Source organism: Streptomyces sp. NPDC059989, from assembly GCF_042736975.1.
Lineage (GTDB): Bacteria > Actinomycetota > Actinomycetes > Streptomycetales > Streptomycetaceae > Streptomyces.
Genome location: NZ_JBHWUO010000082.1, coordinates 1 through 23,537, shown reverse-complemented (window position 1 = coordinate 23,537; position 23,537 = coordinate 1). Strand labels below are relative to the sequence as shown.

Sequence of the window (23,537 nt, the reverse complement as noted above, 5' to 3'; positions counted from 1 at the left end):
CGCCTCAAACGCCGGCGGGGCTATAGATAGCCCCGCCGGCGTTTGAGGCGCGGGGGTCCGGGGGCTGGCCCCCGGCAACGGCGCCGCACCCGGGTGCGCAGAGCGCCCCCCGCAGGGGTCAGGCCCAGAGCTGGCCCTGGAGGACCTCGATGGCCTCCTCCGTGGTTGCCGCGGTGTAGACGCCGGTCGAGAGGTACTTCCAGCCGCCGTCGGCCACGACGAAGACGATGTCCGCCGTCTCGCCCGCGGCCACCGCCTTGCGGCCGACCCCGATCGCCGCGTGCAGCGCGGCCCCGGTGGAGACGCCCGCGAAGATGCCCTCCTGCTGGAGGAGTTCGCGGGTGCGGGTGACCGCGTCCGCCGAGCCGACCGAGAAGCGGGTGGTGAGGACGGACGCGTCGTACAGCTCGGGGACGAAGCCCTCGTCGAGGTTGCGCAGGCCGTAGACGAGGTCGTCGTAGCGGGGTTCCGCGGCGACGATCTTGATGCCCGGCACGTGCTCGCGCAGGTAGCGGCCGACGCCCATCAGGGTGCCGGTGGTGCCCAGGCCCGCCACGAAGTGGGTGATGGAGGGGAGGTCCGTGAGGATCTCCGGGCCCGTGGTGGCGTAGTGCGCGCCCGCGTTGTCCGGGTTGCCGTACTGGTAGAGCATCACCCAGTCCGGGTGCTCCGCCGCGAGTTCCTTCGCGACGCGGACGGCCGTGTTCGAGCCGCCCGCCGCCGGCGAGGAGATGATCTCGGCTCCCCACATGGCCAGGAGGTCGCGCCGCTCCTGCGAGGTGTTCTCCGGCATCACGCACACGATGCGGTAGCCCTTGAGCTTCGCCGCCATCGCCAGGGAGATGCCGGTGTTGCCCGACGTCGGCTCCAGGATGGTGCAGCCCGGGGACAGCCGGCCGTCCTTCTCCGCCTGCTCGACCATGTGGAGCGCGGGGCGGTCCTTGATCGAGCCGGTCGGGTTGCGGTCCTCCAGCTTCGCCCAGATGCGGACGTCGTCCGAGGGCGACAGCCGGGGCAGGCGGACCAGCGGCGTGTTGCCGACCGCGGCCAGCGGGGAGTCGTAACGCATTACTTCGATCCGCCGGCCACGGCCGGGAGGATCGTGACGGTGTCGCCGTCGGTGAGCTTGGTGCTGATGCCGTCCAGGAAGCGGACGTCCTCGTCGTTGAGGTAGACGTTCACGAAGCGGCGCAGCTTGCCGCCGTCGACGATGCGCTCCTCGATGCCCTTGTGGCGCGTCTCCAGGTCCGAGAAGAGGTCGGCGAGGGTGGCTCCCGCACCGGAGACGGCCTTCTCGCCGTCGGTGTAGGTGCGGAGGATGGTGGGGATGCGGACCTCGATGGCCATGACAGGCTCCAGTGTCGTGAAAGGGGCGTAAGAACGTGAAGGCGCGCGGTTCTTGTGCCCCCGCGCAAGAGGGCTCTGGTGCTTCAGACAGCAGGACAGATGGCGCTGGCGAGGCGGCACAGGTCGACGTGCAGCCGCGCCACGAGCAGCAGCCTGCCGGGCGTCTCGATGCTCACGTCGTGGGAAACCATGCGGTCATGTTAACGATTCCCGGTCCCCGGTTTGGAGTGTGATCCCGCATCGTGGACTCCATCTGCTCACATGGTGGTCAGTAGGCCGCTACGACCTGCACTTCTTCCTCGGTGATCACGCCTTCGACGATGCGGTACGACCGGAACTGGAACTCCCCGAGGCCGTCCTTGTCCGCCGTGGAGACCAGCACGTAGTGCGCGCCGGGCTCGTTCGCGTAGGTGACGTCCGTGCGCGAGGGGTAGGCCTCGGTGGCGGTGTGCGAGTGGTAGACGATCACGGGCTCCTCGTCCCGGTCGTCGAGCTCGCGGTAGAGCTTCAGCAGGTCCTTGGAGTCGAACTCGTAGAACGTGGGCGACCGGGCCGCGTTCAGCATCGGGATGAACCGCTCGGGGCGGTCGGTGCCCGCCGGGCCGGCCACGACGCCGCACGCCTCGTCGGGGTGGTCCTGGCGGGCGTGCTCGACGATCCGGTCGTACAGGGCCTGGGTGAGGGTCAGCATGAGCGACAGGATAAGCAGACGGGCCCTCCCGTACCGAGGAGTGGTACGGGAGGGCCCGAATGATGGACAGGCAGCCTGAACGGAGCGGGCTACGAGGCCTTGGTGAAGGCGGCGCCGCGCGGGTCGCGGGACTTCATGACCAGGTAGGACAGGCCCAGGATCAGGCCCCACAGCGGGGCGCAGTACAGCGAGACGCGGGCGTCCTTGTCGATGCCCATCATCACGATGACCATGCCGATGAAGAGGAGGGCGAACCAGCTCGTCCAGGGGGCGCCCGGCGCGCGGAAGGCGGACTGCGGCAGCTCGCCGCGGTCGGCCTTGGCGCGGTAGCGGATCTGGCAGACCAGGATCATGATCCAGGCCCACATGCCGGAGATGGTGGCGAAGGAGACGACGTAGTCGAAGGCCTTGCCCGGGGCGACGTAGTTGATCCAGACGCCCACCAGCATCAGCGCGGCGGAGAAGGTGGTGCCGATGAGCGGGGTGCCGCTCTTGGTCAGCTTGGTGAAGAACTTCGGGCCCTGACCGTTGAGCGCGAGGTCGCGCAGCATGCGGCCGGTGGAGTACATGCCCGAGTTGCAGGAGGACAGGGCGGCGGTCAGCACGACGAAGTTGACGATCGCGGCGCCGATGCCGAGGCCCATGCGCTCGAAGGCGGCGACGAAGGGCGAGACGCCGGGCTGGAAGTGCGTCCACGGGACAACCGACAGGATCATGATCAGGGCGCCGACGTAGAAGACGGCGATGCGCCACGGCACGGTGTTGATGGCCTTGGGCAGGGTCTTCTCGGGGTCCTTGGACTCGCCGGCGGTGACGCCGACCAGCTCGACCGCGAGGAAGGCGAACATCACGATCTGCAGGGTCATCAGCGTGCCGCCGATGCCCTTGGGGAAGAAGCCGCCGTCGTTCCACAGGTTGGTGACGGTCGCGGTGTCGGCGGCGTCGGAGAACCCGATGGTGAGGATGCCGGCGCAGATCAGGATCATGCCGACGATGGCGGTGACCTTGACCATGGAGAACCAGAACTCCAGCTCACCGAAGAGCTTCACGGAGATCAGGTTGGCGCCGTAGAGGATGACGGTGAAGATCAGCGCGTAGGCCCACTGCGGGAAGCTGTCGTGGGTCCAGTACGACATGTACTGCGCGGCCGCGGTGACCTCGGTGATGCCGGTGACCACCCAGAAGAGCCAGTACGTCCAGCCGGTGACGTATCCCCAGAACGGGCCCAGGAACTCACGGGCGTAGTCCGAGAAGGAGCCGGAGACGGGCCGGTACATGAGCAGCTCGCCCAGGGCCCGCATGATGAAGAAGATGACCAGGCCCGCGATGGCGTAGGCCAGGATCAGGCTGGGCCCGGCCTTGGAGATCGCCTTGCCGGCGCCCAGGAACAGGCCGGTGCCGATGGCTCCGCCGATCGCGATCATCTGGATCTGGCGGGCGCCGAGCGCGCGGTGGTAACCCTCGCCGCCTTCGCCCTGAGTGCCCTCGCCGGGCGTCTTGTCGTGCTGCTCGACCTGCACAGAGGTCATGTCTTGGTGCGCCTTTCTCCACGCCGACCCGCGCCTTCTGCTGGCTGCGGATCGGGTCCTCGATCCCCCCGGATACGGATGGAGTTGCACGCCGGCGGTCTGCCGGTTCAAGCGGGCCGGGAGACATGGGTGGCGTCCCGTCGGCGGTCGTGAAGATTTATCACGCCATTACGGGTGAACGAGGCGGAGAAATGTGACCCAGGACACATAAAATTCAGGACAAAGGTCCTGAGATAGATCAGATCACCGCATGGCGGTGATCTGATCGTTATCCGGATTTGAGCGTCCGCTGAGCGAACGGCTCGGCGCCTTGAGGCTCCTCAGAGGGTTTCGATGAGGGTCTCCTGGAGGCCGCCCAGCCAGAGGTACGCCATCACCATCGGCTTGCGCGGGTCGTCGTCCGGCAGCCGGAAGAGCATCGCGCTCTCGTCGTCCTCGGTGATGTCGAGGCGGGCCGCGATCGTCAGGCGCAGGTCGTTGAGCGCGCCGAGCCAGCGCAGCGGCAGCTCCCCGGTCAGCTCCAGGACCGCCGCGCCGTCGCCGGCCGGGGCGAGCCCGTCCAGGCTGCGCACGACGGCCAGCGCGTCCTCCCGCTTGCGGGCGCGCAGGTCGTTCTCGGTGAAGCGGCGGAACTCCGCGGACCGGGCCGTCAGCTCGGCGGGGTCCACGCCCGCGTCGCCCGCGCCGTCCGGGGACCCGTAGGCGTCGGGGAAGAGGCGGGCCAGCGCCGGGTCGGACGGGGGCTCGGTGGGGCCGTCGGAGGCGAAGAGCACGGCGAGCGGGTCGGCGTCCTCGGCGGGCTCCGGCTCCCCGGGCCCGATCAGCTCCAGCAGCTGGACGGCCAGGGAGCGCAGGATGGAGATCTCGATCTCGTCGAGCGCGATGGCGGCGCCGCCGCCGCCCTTCAGGGCCTCGAACACGCCGCCCATCAGCCGCGGTCCTGGGAGAGCGTCGCCCACAGGCCGTAACCGTGCATGGCCTGCACGTCGCGCTCCATTTCCTCGCGGGTGCCGCTGGAGACGACCGCGCGCCCCTTGTGGTGGACGTCGAGCATCAGTTTGTGCGCCTTGTCCTTGGAGTAGCCGAAGTACGCCTGGAACACGTACGCCACGTAGCTCATGAGGTTGACCGGGTCGTTGTGCACCAGGGTCACCCAGGGGACGTCGGGTTCCGGGACCGCGAAGGTCTCTTCGGCCGATTCGGTGCGTTCGATCTCTACAGGAGCAACACTCACTCGTCCCATGCTGCCACCGCGACCGGCCCGTCGCACAAACGGGGCCTACATCTCGTCACTTTGACGAGATGTGCGCTAGCATCCGTGACATGAACCCTGCGGACCTGGGCCTGCCGGTGGACGTGCCGTCGACAGCGCTCTTCACGGACCATTACGAGTTGACGATGCTGCAGGCCGCCCTGGCGAACGGCACCGCCGACCGCCGCTCGGTCTTCGAGGTGTTCACCCGGCGGCTGCCGGAAGGGCGCCGCTACGGGGTGGTCGCGGGAACCGGCCGGGTGCTCGACGCGGTGGAGAACTTCCGCTTCGACAGCGCGGTGCTGGAGTTCCTGCGCGAGCGGGCCGTCGTCGACATGCGGACGCTGGACTGGCTGGCCTCGTACCGCTTCTCCGGCGACATCTGGGGCTACCCGGAGGGGGAGGTCTACTTCCCCGGCTCGCCGATCCTGCGGGTGGAGGGCAGCTTCGCCGAGTGCGTGCTGCTGGAGACGGTGATCCTGTCGATCCTGAACCACGACTCGGCGATCGCGGCGGCCGCCTCGCGGATGTCCTCGGCGGCGGGCGGCCGGCCGCTGATCGAGATGGGCGCGCGGCGCACGCACGAGCTGGCGGCCGTGGCCGCCTCGCGGGCCGCGTACGTCGGCGGCTTCACCTCCACCTCGGACCTGGCGGCCGGCTTCCGGTACGGGATCCCGACGGTGGGGACCTCGGCCCACGCCTTCACGCTGGTGCACGACAGCGAACGGGACGCCTTCACGGCCCAGGTGGCCTCGCTGGGCCGGGGCACCACCCTGCTGGTGGACACCTACGACGTGGCCGAGGCGGTCCGCACGGCGGTGGAGGTGGCCGGCACGGAGCTGGGCGCCGTCCGGATCGACTCCGGGGACCTGCTGCTGGTGGCCCACCGGGTGCGGCAGCAGCTGGACGACCTGGGGGCCACCGGTACGAGGATCGTGGTCACCTCGGACCTGGACGAGTACGCCATCGCCTCGCTGGCGGCGGCGCCGGTGGACGCGTACGGGGTGGGCACGCAGCTGGTGACGGGCAGCGGGCACCCGACGTGCTCCATGGTCTACAAGCTGGTGGCGCGGGCGACCTCGGCGGACCCGAAGGCGGCACTGGCGCCGGTGGCGAAGAAGTCCACGGGCGGCAAGACGTCGATCGGGGGGCGCAAGTGGGCGGCCCGCCGGGTGGACGCGGAGGGGATCGCGGAGGCGGAGGTCGTCGGGACCGGGCCGGTCCCGTCGGCCCTGGCCGACCACCAGCTGCTGACCCAGCTGGTCAAGTCCGGCGAGGTCATCGCCCGCGAGCCGCTGTCGGCGGCGGCGGACCGGCACCGCGCCGCCCGCGCCGGGCTCCCGCTGTCCGCGACGCAGCTGTCGCGCGGCGAGGCCGTGATCCCGACGGAGTACGCCTAGCCGCTGGGCTCCGCCCGGGTCTGCGGATGCGGATGTGGGGTGCGGGTGCGGGCACAGGATCGGGGCTCCGCCCCGGACCCCGCCGGGCTCCGCCCGGACCCGCGCCTCAAACGCCGGCGAGGCTGGATTTGCCTCCGGCGGCGCCTCAAACGCCGGCGAGGCTGGAATTGCCCTGCGGGCAATCCAGCCGTGCCAGGCGGACGGCAGCAGCCACATCCAGCCCCGCCGGCGTTTGAGGCGCGGGGGTCGGGGGCGGAGCCCCCGCGGGGTGCGGGGCGGAGCCCTGCGCGGGGGCTGGGGGCGGAGCCCACAGTTTCGGGAAGGGGCGGGGTGGGGGAAGAGCCCCCGCAGGTTCCCGCCGCATCACACCACCAAGCGAAGGGCACGCGAAATGCACCGCGCACTGATCGTCGTCGACGTCCAGAACGACTTCTGCGAGGGCGGCAGCCTCGCGGTCACCGGCGGGGCCGACGTCGCCGCCGCCATCACCGAGCTGATCGGCCAGGCCACGCCCGGCTACCGGCACGTCGTCGCCACCCGCGACCACCACGTCGACCCGGGCGCCCACTTCGCGCACCCCCCGGCCGAGCCGGACTACGAGACCTCCTGGCCCGTCCACTGCGTCGCCGGGACCGAGGGCGTGGGCTTCCACCCGAACTTCGCCCCCGCCGTGGCCTCCGGCGCGGTCGCCGCCGTCTTCGACAAGGGGGCGTACGAGGCCGCGTACAGCGGGTTCGAGGGGGCCGACGAGAACGGCATCGGCCTCGCCCAGTGGCTGCGCGACCGGCACGTCACCGAGGTGGACGTGGTCGGGATCGCCACCGACCACTGCGTCCGGGCCACGGCCCTCGACGCGGCCCGCGCCGGCTTCGCCACCCGCGTACTGCTGGACCTGACGGCCTCCGTGGCCCCGCACACCGCCGCCCGGGCCCTGGAGGAGCTCCGGGCCGCCGGCGTGGTCCTCACCGGCGGCTAGGAGGCGTGGGCCCCCGGGCGGCGTCCCGGGAGGCCCCAAGAGACCCCACGAGGCCCCAGGCGGCCCCAGGCGGCCCCTCTACGTGCCCAGCAGCGCCCGGATCGGGTGCCAGAGCTCCTCCGCCCGGTCGGGGGCGCAGCGCCACAGCAGGCCGTCCGGGTGGTGCAGGACGGCCGTGACCTCGTCGGGCGTGGGCGGCTGCGCGTTGCCCCGCAGGTACACCGCCCGCATGCCGAGGTTCCGCAGCCTGGTCAGGGCGCGGGCCCGGTTCGCGGCGTGCACCAGCACACGGACATTTCCGCCCTCACCGGACGGCCTCGGCAGCATGAGCGCGACCACCACGCTGCCGCCTGGCAATCTGACGAAACCTCCACCGGGCATGGCAGTCATCTCCCCCGTCAATAAGAACCTCGTACCGGGGCATCTAAACGCGATCGGCCGCCGCCCGCTAGAGGGCGACGGCCGATCATGCTCTGACCTGCAGCTTTACCGAATTACTTAACGGCGGGGCCAACCTCGACCGTCATGACGAGACCGTCGTAGGTCTCCTTGACGATCTTGATCTTGGTGTTGGTGTCAGTGACCTTCACCGAGCCGGTCGGGTTCTCGTCGTAGTAGTACTTGCCCTTGTGGTCGTCGAAGACCAGGTTCGCGGGCTTCGGCTTGAGGAAGAGCTCCTCGCCGTTCTTGTGCAGGGTGAACGCGTCCGTCGAGTAGGCGCTGAAGGCCGCGTCGTACGGCTGGATCTTGTTCCGCAGCAGGGTGCCGTCGGCCCACTTCATGGGCTTGGCGTTGGCGTCGATCGGAAGGATCAGACCGGAGCCCGGGTGCTGGCTGGTGTTGTTGTCCTTCTGGGAGGTGTCCCACTGCCAGATCAGCAGGCCGTCCTGGTACGGGTAGTGCTCGACCCAGTTCGGCTTGGTGTTGGCGTAGCCGAAGTTGTACGGGCCCACCTTGAGGGTGGAGTCGTACGAGACGTAGCGGCGGTTCTCGGCCAGGTAGTACTGCGCGTACTCCTTGGTGAAGCCGGCGCCGATGCGCGAGAAGCCCTTGCCCGTCCAGCCGTTGTCGCCGTTCTCGGCGCCGTCGGTGAACAGCGCGGAGCCGTCCGCGGTCAGGGTGACGGCGTCGGCCGTGAAGCCCTTGCCGCCCGCGCCGCCGTCCGTCTGGTAGCGGAAGCGGAGGTCGACCTTCTTGCCCGCGTAGGCGTCGAGCGGGAAGTTGAGGTTCTTCCAGGCGCCCGAGACACCGGTCAGCGACGGGCTGCCGGAGGCGTCGGCCGGGATGGCCGTGCCGTCGGCGGTGCCGGCCAGCGCGGTCCAGGTGGCGCCGCCGTCCGTGGACACCTCGGTGTAGAGGAAGTCGTAGTCGGCCTCGATGTCCCACCAGCCCTTGAGGGACAGGGCGGCGGACTTCTTGCCCGTCAGGTCGACGGAGCGGGTGAGGGTGTTCTTGAGGTCGTCACCCATGTTGCTCCACCACTGCGAGGAGCCCTCGGCGGGAGCGACGATGTCGGTCTTGACCTGCTTCTTCGGCAGATCGACGACCAGCGCCTGCTTGTCCTTGGTGTTGTACTCGGACACACCCAGCTTGTGGGTGGACTTCGTCGCGGCCTTGGCCTTGTCGAAGTTCAGCCAGCCCAGCTGGAGCTTGTCCCAGGCCGTCATGTCGCCCGGGAGGTCGCCTATGGAGTCCTTGCCGTTGCCGAGCCAGGAGCCCGCCGACATCAGGGACCAGAAGCCGACCGAGTTCTCGCCGCCACCGGAGGTGTCGTAGAGGTCCGGCAGACCGAGGTCGTGGCCGTACTCGTGCGCGAAGACGCCGAGGCCGCCGTTCTCCGGCTGCATCGTGTAGTCGCCGACCCAGATGCCGGTGTCGCCGATCTGGGTGCCGCCGGCCTTGTTGTTCGCCGGACCGGTCTTGCCCGCGTCGGTGCCGTACGCGTACCAGCGGTGCGCCCACAGCGCGGTGGTGCCCTGCGCGCCGCCGCCGGCCGACTCGTCCTCGCCCGCGTGGACGATCTGGAAGTGGTCGATGTAGCCGTCGGGCTCGTTGAAGTTGCCGTCGCCGTCGAAGTCGTTGCGGTCCCACTGGTCGTACTGGGCCAGCTGCGCCTTGATCTGCGCGTCGGTCTTGCCCGCCTTCTTCTGGGCCTCCGTCCACGCGGTGACGCCGTCCTTGACGGTGTCCCACACGTTGGAGCAGTTGGTCTGGCCGCAGTAGTTGGAGCCGTAACGGCCCTCGTTGTAGGGGACCTTGACCCAGTCGGCGACCTCGCCCTCGACCGAGTAGCGGCCCGAGGAGGTCTTCTCGTAGTAGGTCTTCAGGGAGTCCTTGCCCTGGCCGGTACCGAAGTACAGGTCCTGGAAGTACTCCCGGCTGAAGTCCTTGCGCCACGCGGTGCTGTTGTTGGTGGCGCGGTCGGGCTGCTTGATCGCGTTGTGCAGCGGACCGGGGGTGCCGCCGTACTTCGGGACCGAGGGCTTCGGGCCCGGGCCGTCCGGGTCGAACATGGTGGTGTTGTCGACCTGGTCGCCGAACTCGACGAGGATCGTGAAGATCTTGTCGGTCTTCTCGCGGCCGAGCTCGACGTACTTCTTGTCGTCGAGCTTGACGACCTTCGAGGCGCCGCGCTGCTCGATGTCCTTCTTGCCGCTCAGCACCTGCTCCAGGGCGGCCTTCTTCTGCTTCGCCTGCGCGTCGCTGAAGGGGCCCTTGAGGTCGTGCTCGACGACCTTGGCGGGAGCGGTCGGGTCCTGCCGGTCGGAGGCGGGCGCGCCCCACCGTTCGTCGGCCTGGGCCGTGGTCAAGAAAACCCCGGAGGCCGCGGTGGCGGCCAGGGTGACGCCGATGGCCGCGGCGCGCAGAGTGCGCCTTCTGGCGGAATTGCTGGTCACTTGATGTCGTTCCCCTCCCGCGGCCGCGACGAAGGACGGAACGTCTCCATAGGAGCGGGGGGTTCCGCGCGGCGCGCGTCTCAAGTGACGACATTTGACCGGAGAGTCGCAAGAAAAGACAGACCTTGACTTGTTCCTTACAACTGCACTATGCGGTCAGTCAGTTCCGCTATTCGGACGTTCCGCTGCCATACGGGGCGAAGGGTGCTTCCGGACCGCCCTCAAGTGGCTCGCGAGCGCCTCCCCAGCGCCTCCCGGCCGCGTTTCGGCCCCATTTGGGCCCCTCTGCGACACGGAATGTGATCCTGTGCGCCCCCCGTGCTCCGGCACCGTGGGTTAGGTCACGCTTACCGGTTGTTCCGCTCGGGCATCCCCCGTCGTAGAGTCACTTGACGCGCGACCTAGTTGAGCCGACTCCCCCTCCCCTCTCCGAGGACGGATATCGCCATGCCGCGTCCGACTGCCGCACAGCTCGCGTACGGGTCCGCCACCGTCGTCGTCTCGACGATCGCCATGCTGCTGCTCTCGCAGACGAGTACGGGGCTGGGGATCGCGGTCATTTCCGCGGCCGCCCTCGCCCTCGGCCTGCTCGTCGCCGTGACCGTGCCCCTCCCGAAGCGCCGCGGCCGCCACGCGGCCCCCGCCGCCCGCGGCGTCCGCGCCGGCCGCCCCGAGGCCGTCCGGGTACCGGAGCCGAGGCCGGCGGCCCCCGCCGAACACCCCGTCCACCACTGAACAACGCGGTGCGGGCGGCCTCCCTGAGGGAGACCGCCCGCTGAGTGCTGGTCCGGTGCTGTGGTGCTGTGGTGCTGTGGTGCTCTGCTGCCGCGTCGTGCGTCCGTCAGGTGGACTGGACCACGACGGTTTTGCCGACCTTGTCGTGGAGGCCCTGCTTGTACGGCTTGTCGACGAGGATCGAGATGACCAGCGCGATCGGCCACAGGCAGAAGCAGCAGATCAGCGTCGGCAGCCACAGGACGGCGGCGCGCGAGAGGGCCGCGTTGGACTGCGGGACGCTGCCGTCGTTGAGCATCGCGACGCGCAGGCCCATCGCCCTCTTGCCGATCGTCCGGCCGTTCTTCTTGGTGAACCACCAGTCGTAGCCGATGTACGCGACGATCGAGATCAGGGTCATGATCAGACCGCTGCCGCTGTACGACTTGGTGATGACCTCGGAGACGTCCTCGCCCTTGTTCGTCTCCACCGTGTACCGGTTGGTGCCGAAGGCCAGTTGGATGAGGAACAGCGGCACGGCGACGATCACCACGTCGATGATGCGGGCCGCGAGCCGCTTGCCGAAGTCGGCGAGCGGGGGCATCCCGGCGAGCGGATCGGGCATGCCGTAGCCGCCGCTCCCGCCGTACGGGTCACCCGGGCCGCCCGGGCCGCCGCCGCCTCCGCCGTACGGGGGCGGCGGAGGCGGGTAGCCGCCGCCCGCGCCGGAGCCGCCGTAGGGGCCGCCCGGCGGCTGGGGCGGGGTCCCGCCGGGTGGCGGCGAGCCGTACGGCGAACCGCCCGACGGTGGCGTCGGTTCCTGGGGCTTCTTGAGGAACGGGTCTTCCTCCGGCGGCTCGCCCGGCGGCGGCTGGTCGGTACTCATGGCCCGAGTCGAACCCGGCTCCGGCGACCCCGCAACGGGACCGCGTCCGTTCGGGGGACGGGCCGGTCCCCCGGCGCCTCAACGGGCCACGTACGTCTTCGCCGCCTTGTCGTGCCAGGCCTGGCGGCGCGGGCGGTCCACGAGGCACCAGAGGGCGCCGGGGAGGCCGAGGAGGGCGTACACCAGCCAGCGGCGCAGCGCAGCCCCGAAGGTGGGCGGGCGGAGGGTGGCGGTGGCCAGCACCCGGACGCCGAGGAGCTTCTTGCCCGGGGTGCGGCCCCAACGGGCGGTGGGCAGGGCCTCGTAGAGGACGCCGAAGAGGAGGACCGCGCCCAGGACCAGGCCCAGGTGGCCGGCGATGGTTCCGTCGAGCAGCCAGACGGTGGTGGTGCGGCCGCTCGCGCGGGCGGCGTCCACCTTGGCCTCCAGGTGGGCGGTGGCCGCGGGGACCTGGGGCCAGGCGGCTGCCGCGGCGACCGCCGCGAGGACGAGGGAGTCGAGGGCGCGGGCGACCGCCCGGCGGGCCAGGCCGGCGGGGCGGACGGCGCGCTCGGCCATGCGCTCGAAGACGGCGCGGGGGGTACCGGTCCCCTTGGGGCGGGGGGCGGCGGACGGGGATGCGGCGGGGCGGGGGGCCTCGGGTTGGTGGCGCGCGGATTCCGAGGGCTCCGGCGACGCCTCGGCGGCGGGCCGGGGCGTCGCTCCGCGGCCGCGCGGCTCCCAGGGCTCCGCCCGGTCCGCCGTCCGGCTTCCCGGGAGCGAGGGCCGGGCGCGGCCGGTACGGGGCTCCCGGGGCTCCGGGGCGGTCCCGGTGGGGGCCGACGCGGGAGCGGTTCCGGCGGGGCCGGGCGCGCGCCGGGGCGTCTCCTCGGGCACCGAACGTGGCCAGGGGTCGGACAGTGCATCGGAAGTGCGTTCGGCGCCCTGCGGGGAGCGCCCCGGCACACGCCCGACCCCACCGGATCCTGGGCCGTTCGAAGCCCGCTCGGGGTGTCCCGTCATGTTCCCGGCCCCACCGGAACCTGAGCCGTACGGATCCTGGGCGGGGTGTCCCGACATGTTCCCGGCGTCGGAACCTGGCGGCGGGGGCTGGGCTGCTGGGGAGCGGGCCGACAGGATGCCTGTCGCGGCCTGGGCGGGGAGGCGGGCTTCGGGGGTGCGGGCCAGGGAGATCCCCGATGGCCGGGCGCCGGGTGCGGGCTCCGGTGGGTTGCCCCACGAGACCCGGTGGTCGCGCGGGCCGCCGAAGCCCGCCTGGTGGAGGGGGTCGGCCTGCCAGGCCGGCTCGGGATCGCGCTCCGGCAGCGCCTCCGTCGCGGAGGTCTCGTCCAGGAAGACCGGACCCGTCTCGTCCGCCGGGGGCGCGGGGCGGCTCGTACCCGGAACCCAGGCGGCGCCGTTCCAGTACCGGACGTACCCGGGAATGGACGGATCGGGGTAGTAGCCCTCGCGGGCCGCGTGCTCGCCGTCACCAGGGGAGGCCGTCAATGTCCCCAACTCCGATCGTGGCTTGAGGCTTGTGCAAGGGAGGACCATAGCCAAGAACCTCCCCCCGACAGGTCCGGTAACGGGAGAATGCAAGCCTTCGGGCGAACGTCGGTTCATGCGACGGTTTTCGGTCAGCCGACAGAATTCGGCCAATCTCCTTTTCGCGGCTAGAAGTCGCGTCATACCCGGGCACAACGGAGCTCTCTCCGGGTGTGGGGCGCGATCCGGCCCCGCACACCGAAGCGAAGTGAGGCCGTCATGCACCACCCCGTCGTCGAGCGCGAGCTGGAACTCAAGCTGGTCCTGTCCCCCGAGCGCAGCATCCCCGTCCCCGCCCGGCTCCTCTACCTGACGGACGACCCGTACGCCGTCCACATCACCTTCCACACCGGCTCCAGCACCCCCGTCAACTGGACCTTCGCCCGCGAGCTTCTGGTCGAGGGGGTGTTCCGCCCGTGCGGCCACGGCGACGTGCGGATCTGGCCCACCAAGGTCGACAACAAGGCCGTGCTCTGCATGGCCCTCAGCTCCCCCGACGGCGACGCCCTGCTGGAGGCCCCCGCCACCTCCGTGTCCGCGTGGCTGGAGCGCACCCTGCGCATCGTCCCGCCCGGCACCGAGGCCGAGCGGCTCGGCCTGGACGACGCGCTGGCCGAGCTGCTCGCCCCGACCCCGGCCGACGAGCTGTGGCTGCGCGACCCCTGGCCGTCGGACGAGTCGGCCGACGGGGACCTGTGATGCGGTCGGGGACGCCGTCAGAACAGCTTGCCGGGGTTGAGCAGCCCCAGCGGGTCGAAGGCCTGTTTGACGGAGCGCTGCATCTCCACGCCCACCGGGCCGAGTTCGCGGGCGAGCCACTCCTTCTTCAGGACCCCGACCCCGTGCTCGCCGGTGATCGTCCCGCCCAGTTCGAGCCCGAGCGCCATGATCTCGTCGAAGGATTCGCGGGCCCGCCGCGTCTCGTCCTCGTCGGCCGGGTCGAAGCAGACCACCGGGTGGGTGTTGCCGTCGCCCGCGTGCGCGCACACCCCGATGAGCAGGTCGTACGTACGCGCGATGGCGGCCGTCCCGTCCAGCATCTCGGCGAGCCGCGAGCGCGGTACGCACACGTCGTCGATCATCGTGGCGGGCCGCAGGGTGTCCAGGGCGGTCAGCGACATCCGGCGGGCCTGGAGCAGCAGTTCGGACTCCGCCTCGTCCTCGGCGGGGACCACGGTGGTGGCTCCGGCGGCCGTGCACAGCTCCCCCACGGCCGCGAGGTCCTCGGGGGCGTGCGGGGTGTCGAAGGCGGCGAGCAGCAGGGCCTCGGTGGTGTCGGGCAGTCCCATCTTGCCGAGGTCGTTGACGGCCCGGACGGTCGTACGGTCCATCAGCTCCAGCAGCGAGGGCGTCAGCCCGGCCTCCATGACGGCGCACACGGCTTCGCAGGCGGCCGCGGCGGAGGGGAACTCGGCCGCCAGGGCCAGCTGCCGGGGCGGCGCGGGGCGCAGCGCGAGCACGGCCCGGACGACGACGCCGAGGGTGCCCTCGGAGCCCACGAAGAGCCGGGTGAGGTCGTATCCGGCGACGCCCTTGGCGGTACGCCGGCCGGTGCGCAGCAGCCGTCCGTCGGCCAGGACCACGTCGAGGCCGAGCACGTACTCGGCGGTGACCCCGTACTTGACGCAGCACAGCCCGCCGGAGGCGGTGCCGATGTTGCCGCCGATGGTGCACTGCTCCCAGCTGGAGGGGTCGGGCGGGTAGTACAGGCCCTGTTCGGCGACGGCCCGCGAGAGCACGGCGTTGACCACGCCCGGCTCCACGACGGCGATCCGGTCGACGGTGGAGATCTCCAGGATGCGGTCCATCTTGACCAGGGACAGCACGATGCAGCCGTCGGAGGCGTTGGCGGCGCCGGACAGGCCGGTGCGGGCGCCCTGCGGGACCACGGGGACGCGCAGCGCGGTGGCGGTGCGCAGGACGTGCTGGACCTGTTCGACGGTCCGGGGCAGGACGACGGCGGCCGGGGTGCCGGCGGCGCAGAAGCCGGCCATGTCGGAGGCGTAGGTCAGGGCCACCTGGGGGTCGGTGATCAGGGCCTCGGGCGGGAGCCCTTCGAGTAGGCGGGCGGTGAGCCGTGCGAAGACGTCGTCATCCATGGGGCCAGCGTGACACCCGGGGCCATCGGTGTGAACACGCCCGCGACCCTCTTCGGACACCTCGGCGCGCTCTTCATATTGACGCACAGTGACCCCATGGACCGTATCGACCGTATCGACGAGGAAGCGCAGACGCCGGCGCCGCCCGTGACCTTCACCGGCCGCAAGACGCTCGTGGCGGCCGCGGTCGCCGTGGTCCTGATCGCCGGGGCCCTGCTGATCCGCCCGGCCCGGACCGGTGACGACGCCCGCCCGCCGGGGCCGACCGAGCGGGCCGCGGAGGCGGTCGGCATGGGCGCGCCCGCGGCGGCGGTGGACCTGACGGCGCTGGTGGCGGACCGGGAGAAGTGGGTCGCGGCGCACGCGGACGACGACGCGTCGTGGGCGGTGCTCGGCGCCGCCTATCTGGAGCAGGCGCGGCGCACGGCCGACTCGGGCTGGTTCCCGAAGGCGGAGAAGGCGCTGAAGCGGTCGCTGGAGGTCCGCCCGGCGGAGAAGGGCAACTTCGACGCGATGACGGGCATGGGCACGCTGGCCAACGCCCGCCGGGACTTCGGGACCGGGAAGAAGTGGGGCGAGCTCGTACGGGCGCAGGCGCCGCGGCGGTGGACGGCGTACCCGGTGCTGGTGGACGCGTACACGGGCCTGGGCGACTACAAGGCCGCGCAGAAGGCGATGGAGCAGCTGCTGGAGCTGCGGACGGGGCTGGCGGCGTACGTCCGGGCCTCGCAGGTCTACCGGGACCGCGGCTGGCGCGAGGACGCGGCGGTGGCGATGGAGCACGCGGCGGGGGTGGCGAAGGCCCCGGCGGAGAAGGCGTACACGCTGTTCCGGCTCGGCGAGCTGTCCTGGGAGCGGGGCGACGCGGCGCAGGCGCTGCGGCTGTACGAGGGCGCGCTGCGGACGGATCCGGCGCAGGCGGAGGCGCTGGGCGGCCGGGCCCGGGCGCTGGCCGCGCTGGGGCGCGGCGGGGAGGCGGTGCGGGACTACCGGCTGGCGCTGGGGCGCACTCCGCTGCCGCAGCTGGCGCTGGAGCTGGGCGAGCTGCTGGATTCGCTGGGCCGGGGGCAGGAGGCGCGCGTGCCGTACGGGATGCTGAGCGCGCTGGCGGCGCGGAGCGGTACGGACGGGGTCGACGACGACGTGGTGCTGGGCCTGTACGAGGCGGACCACGGGGATGCGTCGGCGGCGGTGCGCAGGCTGTCGGAGGAGTGGGCGCGGCACAAGAGCGTGCAGGTCGCGGATGCGCTGGGGTGGGCGCTGCACAGGACGGGCGACGACGCGGCGGCGCTGGAGTACGCGAAGAAGGCGACGGAACTGGGGCTGCGCAGTGCGGACTTCGCCTTCCACCGGGCGATGATCGAGCGGGGCCTCGGCGACGAGGCGGCGACGCGGCGCCACCTGCAGGAGGCCATGCGCACGAACCCCTACTTCTCGCCCTTGCGGGCGCCGCTGGCGAAGGAGGCCCTGGGGTCGATCGGCCAACCGCCGCCGGGCGGCCCGGAGAACCTCCTGCCGACCACGCCGTGGGTGGCGCCGGAACTCCCGAAGGCGCAGCCGAAGCCGAAGCCTGCGGCCGCCGCCAAGCCGAAGCCGTCCCCCTCCCCCCGCTGATGGGGGACGGCTCACAACCTGGGGCTCCGCCCCAGACCCCGCGCCTCAAACGCCGGCGGGGCTGAATTGCCCTGCGGGCAATCCAGCCCCGCCGCACGCACGCGTCTTGTACCCGCACACGCGCACTCAGGCGGGGAAAATCCAGCCTCGCCGGCGTTTGAGGCGCGGGTCTGGGGCGGAGCCCCAGCAACGGCGGCGCGCCCGGCCCGGGCCGACCCCCCGGCGGGAGCCGAGGGGTCGGGGGCTGCGCAATCTACAGATTGCCCCGCTTCGCCTGCTCCCGCTCGATCGCCTCGAACAGCGCCTTGAAGTTGCCCTTGCCGAAGCCCATCGACCCGTGCCGCTCGATCATCTCGAAGAAGACCGTCGGCCGGTCCTGCACCGGCTTGGTGAAGATCTGCAGCAGGTAGCCGTCCTCGTCGCGGTCCACGAGGATCTTCAGCTCGCGCAGGGTCTCGACCGGGACGCGCGTCTCGCCGGCCCAGTCCCCCAGGGTGTCGTAGTACGAGTCCGGGGTGTCCAGGAACTGCACGCCCGCCGCCCGCATGGAGCGGACCGTGGCCACGATGTCGTTCGTCGCCAGCGCGATGTGCTGGACGCCCGCACCGCCGTAGAACTCCAGGTACTCGTCGATCTGCGACTTCTTCTTCGCGATCGCCGGCTCGTTGATCGGGAACTTCACCTTCAGGGTGCCGTCCGCGACCACCTTCGACATCAGCGCCGAGTACTCGGTCGCGATGTCGTCGCCCACGAACTCCTTCATGTTCGTGAAGCCCATGACCTTGTTGTAGAAGGCGACCCACTCGTTCATGCGGCCGAGCTCGACGTTGCCCACGCAGTGGTCGATGGCCTGGAAGGTGCGCTTGGCCGGGGGCTCGACCATCGGGCCGACGGCGACGAAGCCGGGCAGGTACGGGCCGGTGTAGTCGCCGCGCTGGACCAGCGTGTGGCGGGTCTGGCCGTAGGTGGCGATCGCGGCCAGCGTGACCGTGCCGTGCTCGTCCTTGACCTCGTACGGCTCGTCCAGGCCGCGCGCGCCGTGCTCGACGGCGTACGCGTACGCCGCCCGCACGTCCGGGACCTCGATGGCCAGGTCGATGACGCCGTCGCCGTGGTCGGCGACGTGCTCGGCGAGGAAGCGGCCGTGGTCGGTCGTCGCCTTGATGACCGAGGTCAGGACGAAGCGCGCGGCGCCGTTGGTCAGGACGTAGCTGGCGGTCTCGCGGACGCCGTTCTCCGGTCCGGAGTAGGCGACGAGCTTCATGCCGAAGGCGGTCGAGTAGTAGTGCGCGGCCTGCTTGGCGTTGCCGACGGCGAAGACGACCGCGTCCATGCCCTTCACCGGGAAGGGGTCTGCCTCACGCGCGGTGTGCGGGGTGGTGTCGAGGGTCTCAGTCATGAGCGCAGAGTCCCGCCGATCCACAAGCTGCGCAATAGTTTCCATTTCTGCTGTACAGAGTGACCAGCGTCGGCGCAGGATGGCTGAAACATCTGTGCACTATGACCACCCCCGAGCCCGGGAGGCACCCATGGGCATCGACGACCTCGACGGCCGGCTCATCGTCCTGCTCGCCCGCGAGCCCCGGATCGGGGTCCTGGAGGCCTCGCGCCGCCTCGGCGTGGCCCGCGGGACCGTGCAGGCCAGGCTGGACCGCCTTCAGTCGAACGGCGTCATCCGCGGCTTCGGCCCGCAGGTCGATCCGGCGGCCCTGGGCTACCCGGTGACCGCCTTCGCCACCCTGGAGATCAAGCAGGGTCAAGGGGCCGACGTACGGGCGCACTTGGACGGGGTGCCGGAGGTGCTGGAGCTGCACACCACCACCGGGCACGGGGACATGCTGTGCCGGCTCGTGGCGCGGTCCAACGCCGATCTCCAGCGAGTGATCGACCGGGTTGTCGGGTTTGATGGCATCGTGCGGGCTTCGACGGCGATTGTCATGGAGAATCCCGTGCCTTTGCGGATCATCCCCCTGGTCGAACAGGCGGCCGAGGACGACAGCCGCTGACCGAAGGCGGCCCCCGGGACGGGACGAGGTGACACGGCGTGAGCTTCTGGTCCTACCTGGCCGAAAGCCACCGGCAGCTCCTCACCGACGCCTTCCAGCACGCCAGCGTGGTCTTCCAGTGCATGGTGATCGCGACCGCGATCGGCCTCGCCATCGGCGTGTCGACGTACCGCAGCGGCTGGGCCGGGAACCTCGCCATCACCTCCACCGCCACGGTGCTGACCATCCCCTCCCTCGCGCTGATCGGCCTGCTGATCCCGCTGGTCGGGCTCGGGGTCGCGCCGACGGTGATCACCCTGACCCTCTACGGGCTGCTGCCCATCGTCCGGAACTCCGTCGTGGGCCTGCGCGGGGTGGACCCGGCCCTGGTGGACGCCGCCAAGGGCATCGGGATGTCGCGCACCGCCCGCGTGCTGAAGGTGGAGCTCCCGCTCGCCTGGCCGCCCATCCTGAGCGGCATCCGAGTCTCCACGCAGATGCTGATGGGCATCGCCGCGATCGCCGCGTACGCCTCCGGCCCGGGCCTGGGGAACGAGATCTTCCGCGGGATCGCCTCGCTCGGCAGCGCCAACGCCATCAACCAGGTCCTGGCCGGGACCCTCGGCATCGTCGTCCTCGCCCTGCTCTTCGATGCCGCGTACGTCCTGCTCGGCCGCCTCACCATCCCGAGGGGAATCCGTGTCTGAGCCCGCCGCCGGTACCGGTACCGGCGCCCCCATCCGGCTGGAGAACCTCACCAAGCGCTACCCCGGCAACCCCAACCCCTCCGTCGACGACGTCTCGATGGACATCAAGGCGGGCGAGACGGTCGTCTTCGTCGGCCCCTCGGGCTGCGGGAAGTCCACCACCCTCAAGATGATCAACCGGCTGATCGAGCCCACCTCCGGCCGGATCCGGATCGGCGACGAGGACGTCACCGACATGGACCCGGTCAAGCTGCGCCGCAAGATCGGGTACGCGATCCAGTCCTCGGGGCTCTTCCCGCACATGACGGTCGCCGAGAACATCGCCCTCGTACCGAAGATGACCGGCTGGTCGAAGTCGCGGGTGAAGGACCGGGTGGAGGAGATGCTCGACCTGGTCGGGCTGGATCCGCGCGAGTTCCACGGCCGCTACCCGCGCCGGCTCTCCGGCGGCCAGCAGCAGCGGGTCGGCGTGGCCCGGGCGCTGGCGGCCGACCCGCCGGTGCTGCTGATGGACGAGCCGTTCGGCGCCGTCGACCCGATCACCCGCGACCACCTGCAGGACGAGCTGATCCGGCTCCAGCACGAGCTGCACAAGACGATCGTCTTCGTCACCCACGACTTCGACGAGGCCATCAAGCTCGGCGACCGGATCGCGGTGCTGCGCGAACGCTCGCACATCGCCCAGTTCGACACCCCCGAGGCCATCCTCACCAACCCCACCGACGACTTCGTCTCCGGCTTCGTCGGCGCGGGCGCGGCCCTCAAACGGCTCAACCTGACCCGCGTACGCGACGTGGAGATCGCCGACTTCCCGACCGTGTCCGTGGACGACCCGCTCCAGCAGATCTTCAACACCCTGCGCGGCGGCGTCGGCAACGAGCTGCTGATGCTCGACCGGCGCGGCCGCCCGTACAAGTGGCTGCGCCGCGGCGACCTGATGCGCGCCAAGGGCTCCCTGGCCCGGGCCGGCCAGCTGGTCCACGACACCGTGACGCGGGACGCGACCCTGCACGACGCGCTGGAGGCGGTCCTGACCGACAGCGGCGGCCGGGTCGCGGTCACCGGGCGGCGCGGCGAGTACATCGGCGTCGTCGACATGGAGACCCTGATGAACTCGGTGCACGAGATGCTGGAGGCGGACCGGCTCACGGCCGCCGAGCACCAGCACGACCTGGAGGAGCTGCGCCACCACCGCACCGAACAGGAGCTGGAGGGCGGTGCGGGCCCCTCATGACGATGACACCGCCCGGAACGCCTCCCGGGACACCCGCCGAACGCCCGCCCGGCGAGCACGAGGTCAAGGGGCACGCCTTCAGGGACGTCGCCTTCCGCGACGACCAGCTGGTCGAGGTCGAGGAGGCCCCGGCCCCGCCGCCCCCGCCGCGCCGGCTCACCTGGCGCAAGCTGCTGGTGCCGCCCGCCGCGCTCGCGCTGGTGCTGCTGGCCCTCTACCTGTGGATCAGCAGCATCACCCTCGACTCCATCGCCGAGAACTCCCTCGGCGACGGCAATGTCGAGCTGCGCCTGTGGCAGCACATCGAGCTCACCGCCGTCTCCACCTTCTGGGTGCTGGTCCTCGCGATCCCGCTGGGCATCGCCCTCACCCGCGGCGCCCTGCGCCGGGCCGCGCCGCTGGTCACCGCGCTCGCCAACATCGGCCAGGCCACCCCGGCCATCGGCCTGCTGGCCCTGCTGGTCATCTGGCTCGGCATCGGCCCGTCCACCGCGGTCATCGGCATGGTCGCGTACGCCGTGCTGCCCGTGCTGTCCAACACGGTCGCGGGGCTGCGGGCGATCGACCCCCAGCTGGTGGAGGCGGCGCGCGGGATCGGCATGTCGGCCGTGGGGACGCTGGCGAAGGTGGAGCTGCCGCTGGCGGTCCCGCTGATCCTGGCGGGCGTACGGACGGCCCTGGTGCTGAACGTGGGCACCGCCACCCTGGCCACCTTCGGCGGCGGCGGGGGCCTGGGCGACCTGATCACCTCCGGGATCCAGACGCAGCGGATGCCGGTGCTGGTGGTGGGGTCGGTGCTCACGGTGGTGCTCGCCCTGTTCGTCGACTGGCTGGCCTCGCTCGTCGAGACGGTCCTGACCCCGCGCGGGCTGGAGGCGTAGATGCGTACGGTGCGCCGGGCCGTGGCCGGAGCCCTCGTCCTGGCGGCGGCGACGGGCTGCGGGCTCAAGAGCGGCTCGCCGATGGTGGACGACGTGCAGCCGGGCTCGGTGGGGCAGGGCCGGCCCCTCAAGGGCGCCTCCCTCACCGTCACTTCGAAGAACTTCAGCGAGAACATCGTGCTCGGCCAGATGATCGGCCTGGTCCTCAAGGCGGCGGGCGCGGAGGTCCTCGACCGGACCAACCTGCCCGGCTCGATCAGCGCGCGCGAGGCGGTGCGCAAGGGCGACGCGGACGCGATGTACGAGTACACGGGCACGGCCTGGATCACCTACCAGGGCAACACGGAACCGATCGACGACCCGCACGGGCAGTGGGAGGCGGTGCGGGACGCCGACGTGAAGAACGGGGTGGCCTGGCTGCCGCAGTCCGAGCTCAACAACACCTACACGCTCGCCATCAGCAAGAAGAACAACGCCAAGTACGGGCTGAAGACCCTGTCGGACGTGGCGAGGCTGGCGCGGGAGGACCCCTCGGCGGTGACGCTCTGCGTGGAGAACGAGTTCGCCTCGCGCGACGACGGGCTGCCCGGCATGGAGAAGGCGTACGGGATGAAGATCCCGACGGCCAGCATCCGGAAGATGGACGCCGGGATCATCTACACGCAGGTCTCCAAGTCCGACTCCTGCCTGCTGGGCGAGGCCTTCACCACGGACGGCCGGATCAAGGCCATGGACCTGGACACCCTCGCCGACGACAGGCGGTTCTTCCCCAACTACAACGCGGCGCCGGAGATCAACGCCAAGACCCTGGCCGAATTCCCGGTGATCGCTCGGCTGTTGGACCCGGTGACGAAGAAGCTGACGACCGAGGTCGCGCGGGAGCTGAACGCCAAGGTGGACGTGGACGGGCAGGCCCCGCACAAGGTGGCGAAGGAGTGGCTGCTGAAGGAGGGCTTCATCAAGGAGGGGTGAGCCGGGAGCGGCTTCCCGAGTTCCAAAGAACACGCTGCAAAGAAGATGCTGCAAAGAAACCCTTGCAGAGAAGTCTTTGCAACCCTACTGTTGAGGCATGCCCGAGAAGCCCGCCGAAACGCCGAAGTCCCCCAAGCCCCGGGAGCGCATGCTCGACGCGCGCTCCCTGCGCGGCCTCGCCCACCCCCTGCGCATCCGGATCCTGGCCTCGCTGCGGCACGACGGGCCTTCCACCGCCTCCCAACTGGCCGAACGGCTCGGGGAGTCCAGCGGATCCACCAGCTACCACCTGCGCCAGCTCTCCGCGCACGGGTTCGTCGAGGACGCCCCCGAGCGCGGCAAGGGCCGCGAGCGGTGGTGGAAGGCCCAGGACGAAGGCACGATGCTCGACGAATCGCTGCTCGACGATGACCCGGCCACCCGCGGCGCGGCCGACCTCTTCCGGCACGAGATCGCGACGATCCACACGCAGGAGATGAGCACCTGGCTCGGCACCGCCCACGACTGGTCGCCGGAGTGGCGGCGCGGCTCGGACCTCAGTGACTTCACCCTCCGGCTGACCGCGGAGCAGAGCGCGGAAGTGATCCAGAAGCTGCACGACGTACTGAACAGCTACCGGGACCTGCCGCCGGCGGAGGGTGCGGAGACGGTCCGCTTCCACACGCACGCCCTCCCGCGGCGCTCCGGCAACTAGACCCTCCCTTCCGGAACTTGCCCCCCCAGTCACCGCCGGGGGGGTGCCCCTATCACTTTGGTCAAGGTGGATGGGTGCTGGTTCGGGCGTCTGGAACGATGTGCCTGTGCATGCTGATGATCAGGTTGGCGA

At 71.0% G+C, this 23,537-nt stretch carries 24 protein-coding genes; 11 read left to right on the top strand and 13 right to left on the bottom strand.

Annotation, left to right across the window (positions count from 1 at the left end):
• Positions 1–118 precede the first annotated feature (118 nt).
• From ACFWBN_RS37365 to clpS, 7 genes are all read right to left on the bottom strand, one after another.
• Complete coding sequence (locus tag ACFWBN_RS37365) at positions 119–1,069, bottom strand: PLP-dependent cysteine synthase family protein (RefSeq protein ID WP_385185523.1); 951 nt, start codon at positions 1,067–1,069, stop codon at positions 119–121.
• Positions 1,069–1,347: a MoaD/ThiS family protein gene (locus tag ACFWBN_RS37360; RefSeq protein ID WP_385185520.1), complete on the bottom strand. Its 279-nt coding sequence runs from the start codon at positions 1,345–1,347 to the stop codon at positions 1,069–1,071. The genes ACFWBN_RS37365 and ACFWBN_RS37360 overlap by 1 nt, the downstream gene beginning before the upstream one ends.
• A gap of 83 nt (positions 1,348–1,430) precedes the next feature.
• Positions 1,431–1,538 (bottom strand): putative leader peptide, encoded by a 108-nt coding sequence (locus tag ACFWBN_RS37355; RefSeq protein ID WP_312847437.1) that lies wholly within the window; start codon positions 1,536–1,538, stop codon positions 1,431–1,433.
• Between the two features lie 77 nt (positions 1,539–1,615).
• The gene (locus tag ACFWBN_RS37350) at positions 1,616–2,038 is read right to left on the bottom strand and encodes a Mov34/MPN/PAD-1 family protein (protein ID WP_385185516.1); all 423 of its coding nucleotides are present in this window, start codon (positions 2,036–2,038) and stop codon (positions 1,616–1,618) included.
• Positions 2,039–2,127: 89 nt separating this feature from the next.
• Positions 2,128–3,567 carry an amino acid permease gene (locus ACFWBN_RS37345; RefSeq protein ID WP_385185514.1) on the bottom strand — a complete coding sequence of 480 codons (1,440 nt, stop codon included), beginning with the start codon at positions 3,565–3,567 and terminating at the stop codon, positions 2,128–2,130.
• 320 nt (positions 3,568–3,887) lie between these two features.
• On the bottom strand, positions 3,888–4,496 hold the full coding sequence (locus ACFWBN_RS37340) for a DUF2017 domain-containing protein (RefSeq protein ID WP_385185511.1): 609 nt from the start codon (positions 4,494–4,496) through the stop codon (positions 3,888–3,890).
• Positions 4,496–4,810 (bottom strand): ATP-dependent Clp protease adapter ClpS, encoded by a 315-nt coding sequence (gene clpS / locus ACFWBN_RS37335; RefSeq protein WP_385185508.1) that lies wholly within the window; start codon positions 4,808–4,810, stop codon positions 4,496–4,498. The genes ACFWBN_RS37340 and clpS overlap by 1 nt, the downstream gene beginning before the upstream one ends.
• 80 nt (positions 4,811–4,890) lie before the next feature.
• On the opposite strand from clpS, the gene ACFWBN_RS37330 reads away from it, so the two are divergent.
• On the top strand, positions 4,891–6,219 hold the full coding sequence (locus ACFWBN_RS37330) for a nicotinate phosphoribosyltransferase (RefSeq protein ID WP_385185505.1): 1,329 nt from the start codon (positions 4,891–4,893) through the stop codon (positions 6,217–6,219).
• A 391-nt stretch (positions 6,220–6,610) separates the two neighbouring features.
• Positions 6,611–7,195, top strand: coding sequence for an isochorismatase family protein (locus ACFWBN_RS37325; protein ID WP_385185502.1), 585 nt, complete (start codon positions 6,611–6,613; stop codon positions 7,193–7,195).
• Between the two features lie 78 nt (positions 7,196–7,273).
• Here the strand turns inward: ACFWBN_RS37325 and ACFWBN_RS37320 are convergent, their stop codons facing one another.
• Positions 7,274–7,576 (bottom strand): hypothetical protein, encoded by a 303-nt coding sequence (locus tag ACFWBN_RS37320; protein ID WP_385185499.1) that lies wholly within the window; start codon positions 7,574–7,576, stop codon positions 7,274–7,276.
• A 113-nt stretch (positions 7,577–7,689) separates the two neighbouring features.
• Positions 7,690–10,092, bottom strand: a complete 2,403-nt coding sequence (locus ACFWBN_RS37315) for an immune inhibitor A domain-containing protein (protein ID WP_385185496.1) — start codon at positions 10,090–10,092, stop codon at positions 7,690–7,692.
• A 447-nt stretch (positions 10,093–10,539) separates the two neighbouring features.
• On the opposite strand from ACFWBN_RS37315, the gene ACFWBN_RS37310 reads away from it, so the two are divergent.
• Positions 10,540–10,827 carry a hypothetical protein gene (locus tag ACFWBN_RS37310; protein ID WP_385185493.1) on the top strand — a complete coding sequence of 96 codons (288 nt, stop codon included), beginning with the start codon at positions 10,540–10,542 and terminating at the stop codon, positions 10,825–10,827.
• A 106-nt stretch (positions 10,828–10,933) separates the two neighbouring features.
• Here ACFWBN_RS37310 and ACFWBN_RS37305 read toward each other — a convergent pair whose 3' ends face one another.
• On the bottom strand, positions 10,934–11,692 hold the full coding sequence (locus ACFWBN_RS37305; RefSeq protein ID WP_385185490.1) for an RDD family protein: 759 nt from the start codon (positions 11,690–11,692) through the stop codon (positions 10,934–10,936).
• Between the two features lie 78 nt (positions 11,693–11,770).
• A complete protein-coding gene (locus ACFWBN_RS37300) occupies positions 11,771–13,180 on the bottom strand; it encodes an RDD family protein (RefSeq protein WP_385185488.1) in 1,410 nt (469 codons plus the stop codon).
• A 258-nt stretch (positions 13,181–13,438) separates the two neighbouring features.
• On the opposite strand from ACFWBN_RS37300, the gene ACFWBN_RS37295 reads away from it, so the two are divergent.
• Positions 13,439–13,918 carry an SsgA family sporulation/cell division regulator gene (locus ACFWBN_RS37295; RefSeq protein ID WP_385185486.1) on the top strand — a complete coding sequence of 160 codons (480 nt, stop codon included), beginning with the start codon at positions 13,439–13,441 and terminating at the stop codon, positions 13,916–13,918.
• A 17-nt stretch (positions 13,919–13,935) separates the two neighbouring features.
• On the opposite strand, the gene ACFWBN_RS37290 is transcribed toward ACFWBN_RS37295, so the two are convergent.
• Positions 13,936–15,318 (bottom strand): FAD-binding oxidoreductase, encoded by a 1,383-nt coding sequence (locus tag ACFWBN_RS37290; protein WP_385185483.1) that lies wholly within the window; start codon positions 15,316–15,318, stop codon positions 13,936–13,938.
• Positions 15,319–15,414: 96 nt separating this feature from the next.
• On the opposite strand from ACFWBN_RS37290, the gene ACFWBN_RS37285 reads away from it, so the two are divergent.
• On the top strand, positions 15,415–16,932 hold the full coding sequence (locus tag ACFWBN_RS37285; protein ID WP_385185480.1) for a tetratricopeptide repeat protein: 1,518 nt from the start codon (positions 15,415–15,417) through the stop codon (positions 16,930–16,932).
• Positions 16,933–17,185: 253 nt separating this feature from the next.
• Here the strand turns inward: ACFWBN_RS37285 and hppD are convergent, their stop codons facing one another.
• On the bottom strand, positions 17,186–18,331 hold the full coding sequence (gene hppD, locus ACFWBN_RS37280) for a 4-hydroxyphenylpyruvate dioxygenase (RefSeq protein WP_385185477.1): 1,146 nt from the start codon (positions 18,329–18,331) through the stop codon (positions 17,186–17,188).
• Positions 18,332–18,461: 130 nt separating this feature from the next.
• On the opposite strand from hppD, the gene ACFWBN_RS37275 reads away from it, so the two are divergent.
• The 6 genes from ACFWBN_RS37275 to ACFWBN_RS37250 all read left to right on the top strand — a co-directional run bounded on the left by ACFWBN_RS37275 (position 18,462) and on the right by ACFWBN_RS37250 (position 23,405).
• Positions 18,462–18,938, top strand: a complete 477-nt coding sequence (locus tag ACFWBN_RS37275; protein ID WP_385185474.1) for an Lrp/AsnC family transcriptional regulator — start codon at positions 18,462–18,464, stop codon at positions 18,936–18,938.
• A gap of 38 nt (positions 18,939–18,976) precedes the next feature.
• Entirely contained in the window at positions 18,977–19,624 is a 648-nt protein-coding gene (locus ACFWBN_RS37270; RefSeq protein ID WP_385185471.1) for an ABC transporter permease, read from the top strand.
• Positions 19,569–20,858 carry a betaine/proline/choline family ABC transporter ATP-binding protein gene (locus ACFWBN_RS37265; RefSeq protein ID WP_385185468.1) on the top strand — a complete coding sequence of 430 codons (1,290 nt, stop codon included), beginning with the start codon at positions 19,569–19,571 and terminating at the stop codon, positions 20,856–20,858. The genes ACFWBN_RS37270 and ACFWBN_RS37265 overlap by 56 nt, the downstream gene beginning before the upstream one ends.
• A 2-nt stretch (positions 20,859–20,860) precedes the next feature.
• The gene (locus ACFWBN_RS37260) at positions 20,861–21,739 is read left to right on the top strand and encodes an ABC transporter permease (protein ID WP_385185525.1); all 879 of its coding nucleotides are present in this window, start codon (positions 20,861–20,863) and stop codon (positions 21,737–21,739) included.
• Positions 21,740–22,711, top strand: coding sequence for a glycine betaine ABC transporter substrate-binding protein (locus tag ACFWBN_RS37255; protein ID WP_385185465.1), 972 nt, complete (start codon positions 21,740–21,742; stop codon positions 22,709–22,711). It begins immediately after the preceding gene.
• Between the two features lie 97 nt (positions 22,712–22,808).
• Positions 22,809–23,405, top strand: coding sequence for an ArsR/SmtB family transcription factor (locus ACFWBN_RS37250; RefSeq protein ID WP_385185462.1), 597 nt, complete (start codon positions 22,809–22,811; stop codon positions 23,403–23,405).
• Positions 23,406–23,537: the final 132 nt, after the last annotated feature.

Excerpts from the sequence above, each read along its gene's own strand:
- ACFWBN_RS37325 (WP_385185502.1), top strand. The coding sequence starts at position 6,611 with ATGCACCGCGCACTGATCGTCGTCGACGTCCAGAACGACTTCTGCGAG.
- ACFWBN_RS37310 (WP_385185493.1), top strand. The coding sequence starts at position 10,540 with ATGCCGCGTCCGACTGCCGCACAGCTCGCGTACGGGTCCGCCACCGTC.
- ACFWBN_RS37350 (WP_385185516.1), bottom strand. The coding sequence starts at position 2,038 with ATGCTGACCCTCACCCAGGCCCTGTACGACCGGATCGTCGAGCACGCC.
- ACFWBN_RS37365 (WP_385185523.1), bottom strand. The coding sequence starts at position 1,069 with ATGCGTTACGACTCCCCGCTGGCCGCGGTCGGCAACACGCCGCTGGTC.
- ACFWBN_RS37265 (WP_385185468.1), top strand. The coding sequence starts at position 19,569 with ATGCCGCGTACGTCCTGCTCGGCCGCCTCACCATCCCGAGGGGAATCC.
- ACFWBN_RS37345 (WP_385185514.1), bottom strand. The coding sequence starts at position 3,567 with ATGACCTCTGTGCAGGTCGAGCAGCACGACAAGACGCCCGGCGAGGGC.
- ACFWBN_RS37330 (WP_385185505.1), top strand. The coding sequence starts at position 4,891 with ATGAACCCTGCGGACCTGGGCCTGCCGGTGGACGTGCCGTCGACAGCG.
- ACFWBN_RS37275 (WP_385185474.1), top strand. The coding sequence starts at position 18,462 with ATGGGCATCGACGACCTCGACGGCCGGCTCATCGTCCTGCTCGCCCGC.
- ACFWBN_RS37285 (WP_385185480.1), top strand. The coding sequence starts at position 15,415 with ATGGACCGTATCGACCGTATCGACGAGGAAGCGCAGACGCCGGCGCCG.
- clpS (WP_385185508.1), bottom strand. The coding sequence starts at position 4,810 with ATGGGACGAGTGAGTGTTGCTCCTGTAGAGATCGAACGCACCGAATCG.
- hppD (WP_385185477.1), bottom strand. The coding sequence starts at position 18,331 with ATGACTGAGACCCTCGACACCACCCCGCACACCGCGCGTGAGGCAGAC.
- ACFWBN_RS37260 (WP_385185525.1), top strand. The coding sequence starts at position 20,861 with ATGACACCGCCCGGAACGCCTCCCGGGACACCCGCCGAACGCCCGCCC.
- ACFWBN_RS37250 (WP_385185462.1), top strand. The coding sequence starts at position 22,809 with ATGCCCGAGAAGCCCGCCGAAACGCCGAAGTCCCCCAAGCCCCGGGAG.
- ACFWBN_RS37305 (WP_385185490.1), bottom strand. The coding sequence starts at position 11,692 with ATGAGTACCGACCAGCCGCCGCCGGGCGAGCCGCCGGAGGAAGACCCG.
- ACFWBN_RS37255 (WP_385185465.1), top strand. The coding sequence starts at position 21,740 with ATGCGTACGGTGCGCCGGGCCGTGGCCGGAGCCCTCGTCCTGGCGGCG.
- ACFWBN_RS37360 (WP_385185520.1), bottom strand. The coding sequence starts at position 1,347 with ATGGCCATCGAGGTCCGCATCCCCACCATCCTCCGCACCTACACCGAC.
- ACFWBN_RS37295 (WP_385185486.1), top strand. The coding sequence starts at position 13,439 with ATGCACCACCCCGTCGTCGAGCGCGAGCTGGAACTCAAGCTGGTCCTG.
- ACFWBN_RS37340 (WP_385185511.1), bottom strand. The coding sequence starts at position 4,496 with ATGGGCGGCGTGTTCGAGGCCCTGAAGGGCGGCGGCGGCGCCGCCATC.
- ACFWBN_RS37355 (WP_312847437.1), bottom strand. The coding sequence starts at position 1,538 with ATGGTTTCCCACGACGTGAGCATCGAGACGCCCGGCAGGCTGCTGCTC.
- ACFWBN_RS37320 (WP_385185499.1), bottom strand. The coding sequence starts at position 7,576 with ATGCCCGGTGGAGGTTTCGTCAGATTGCCAGGCGGCAGCGTGGTGGTC.
- ACFWBN_RS37290 (WP_385185483.1), bottom strand. The coding sequence starts at position 15,318 with ATGGATGACGACGTCTTCGCACGGCTCACCGCCCGCCTACTCGAAGGG.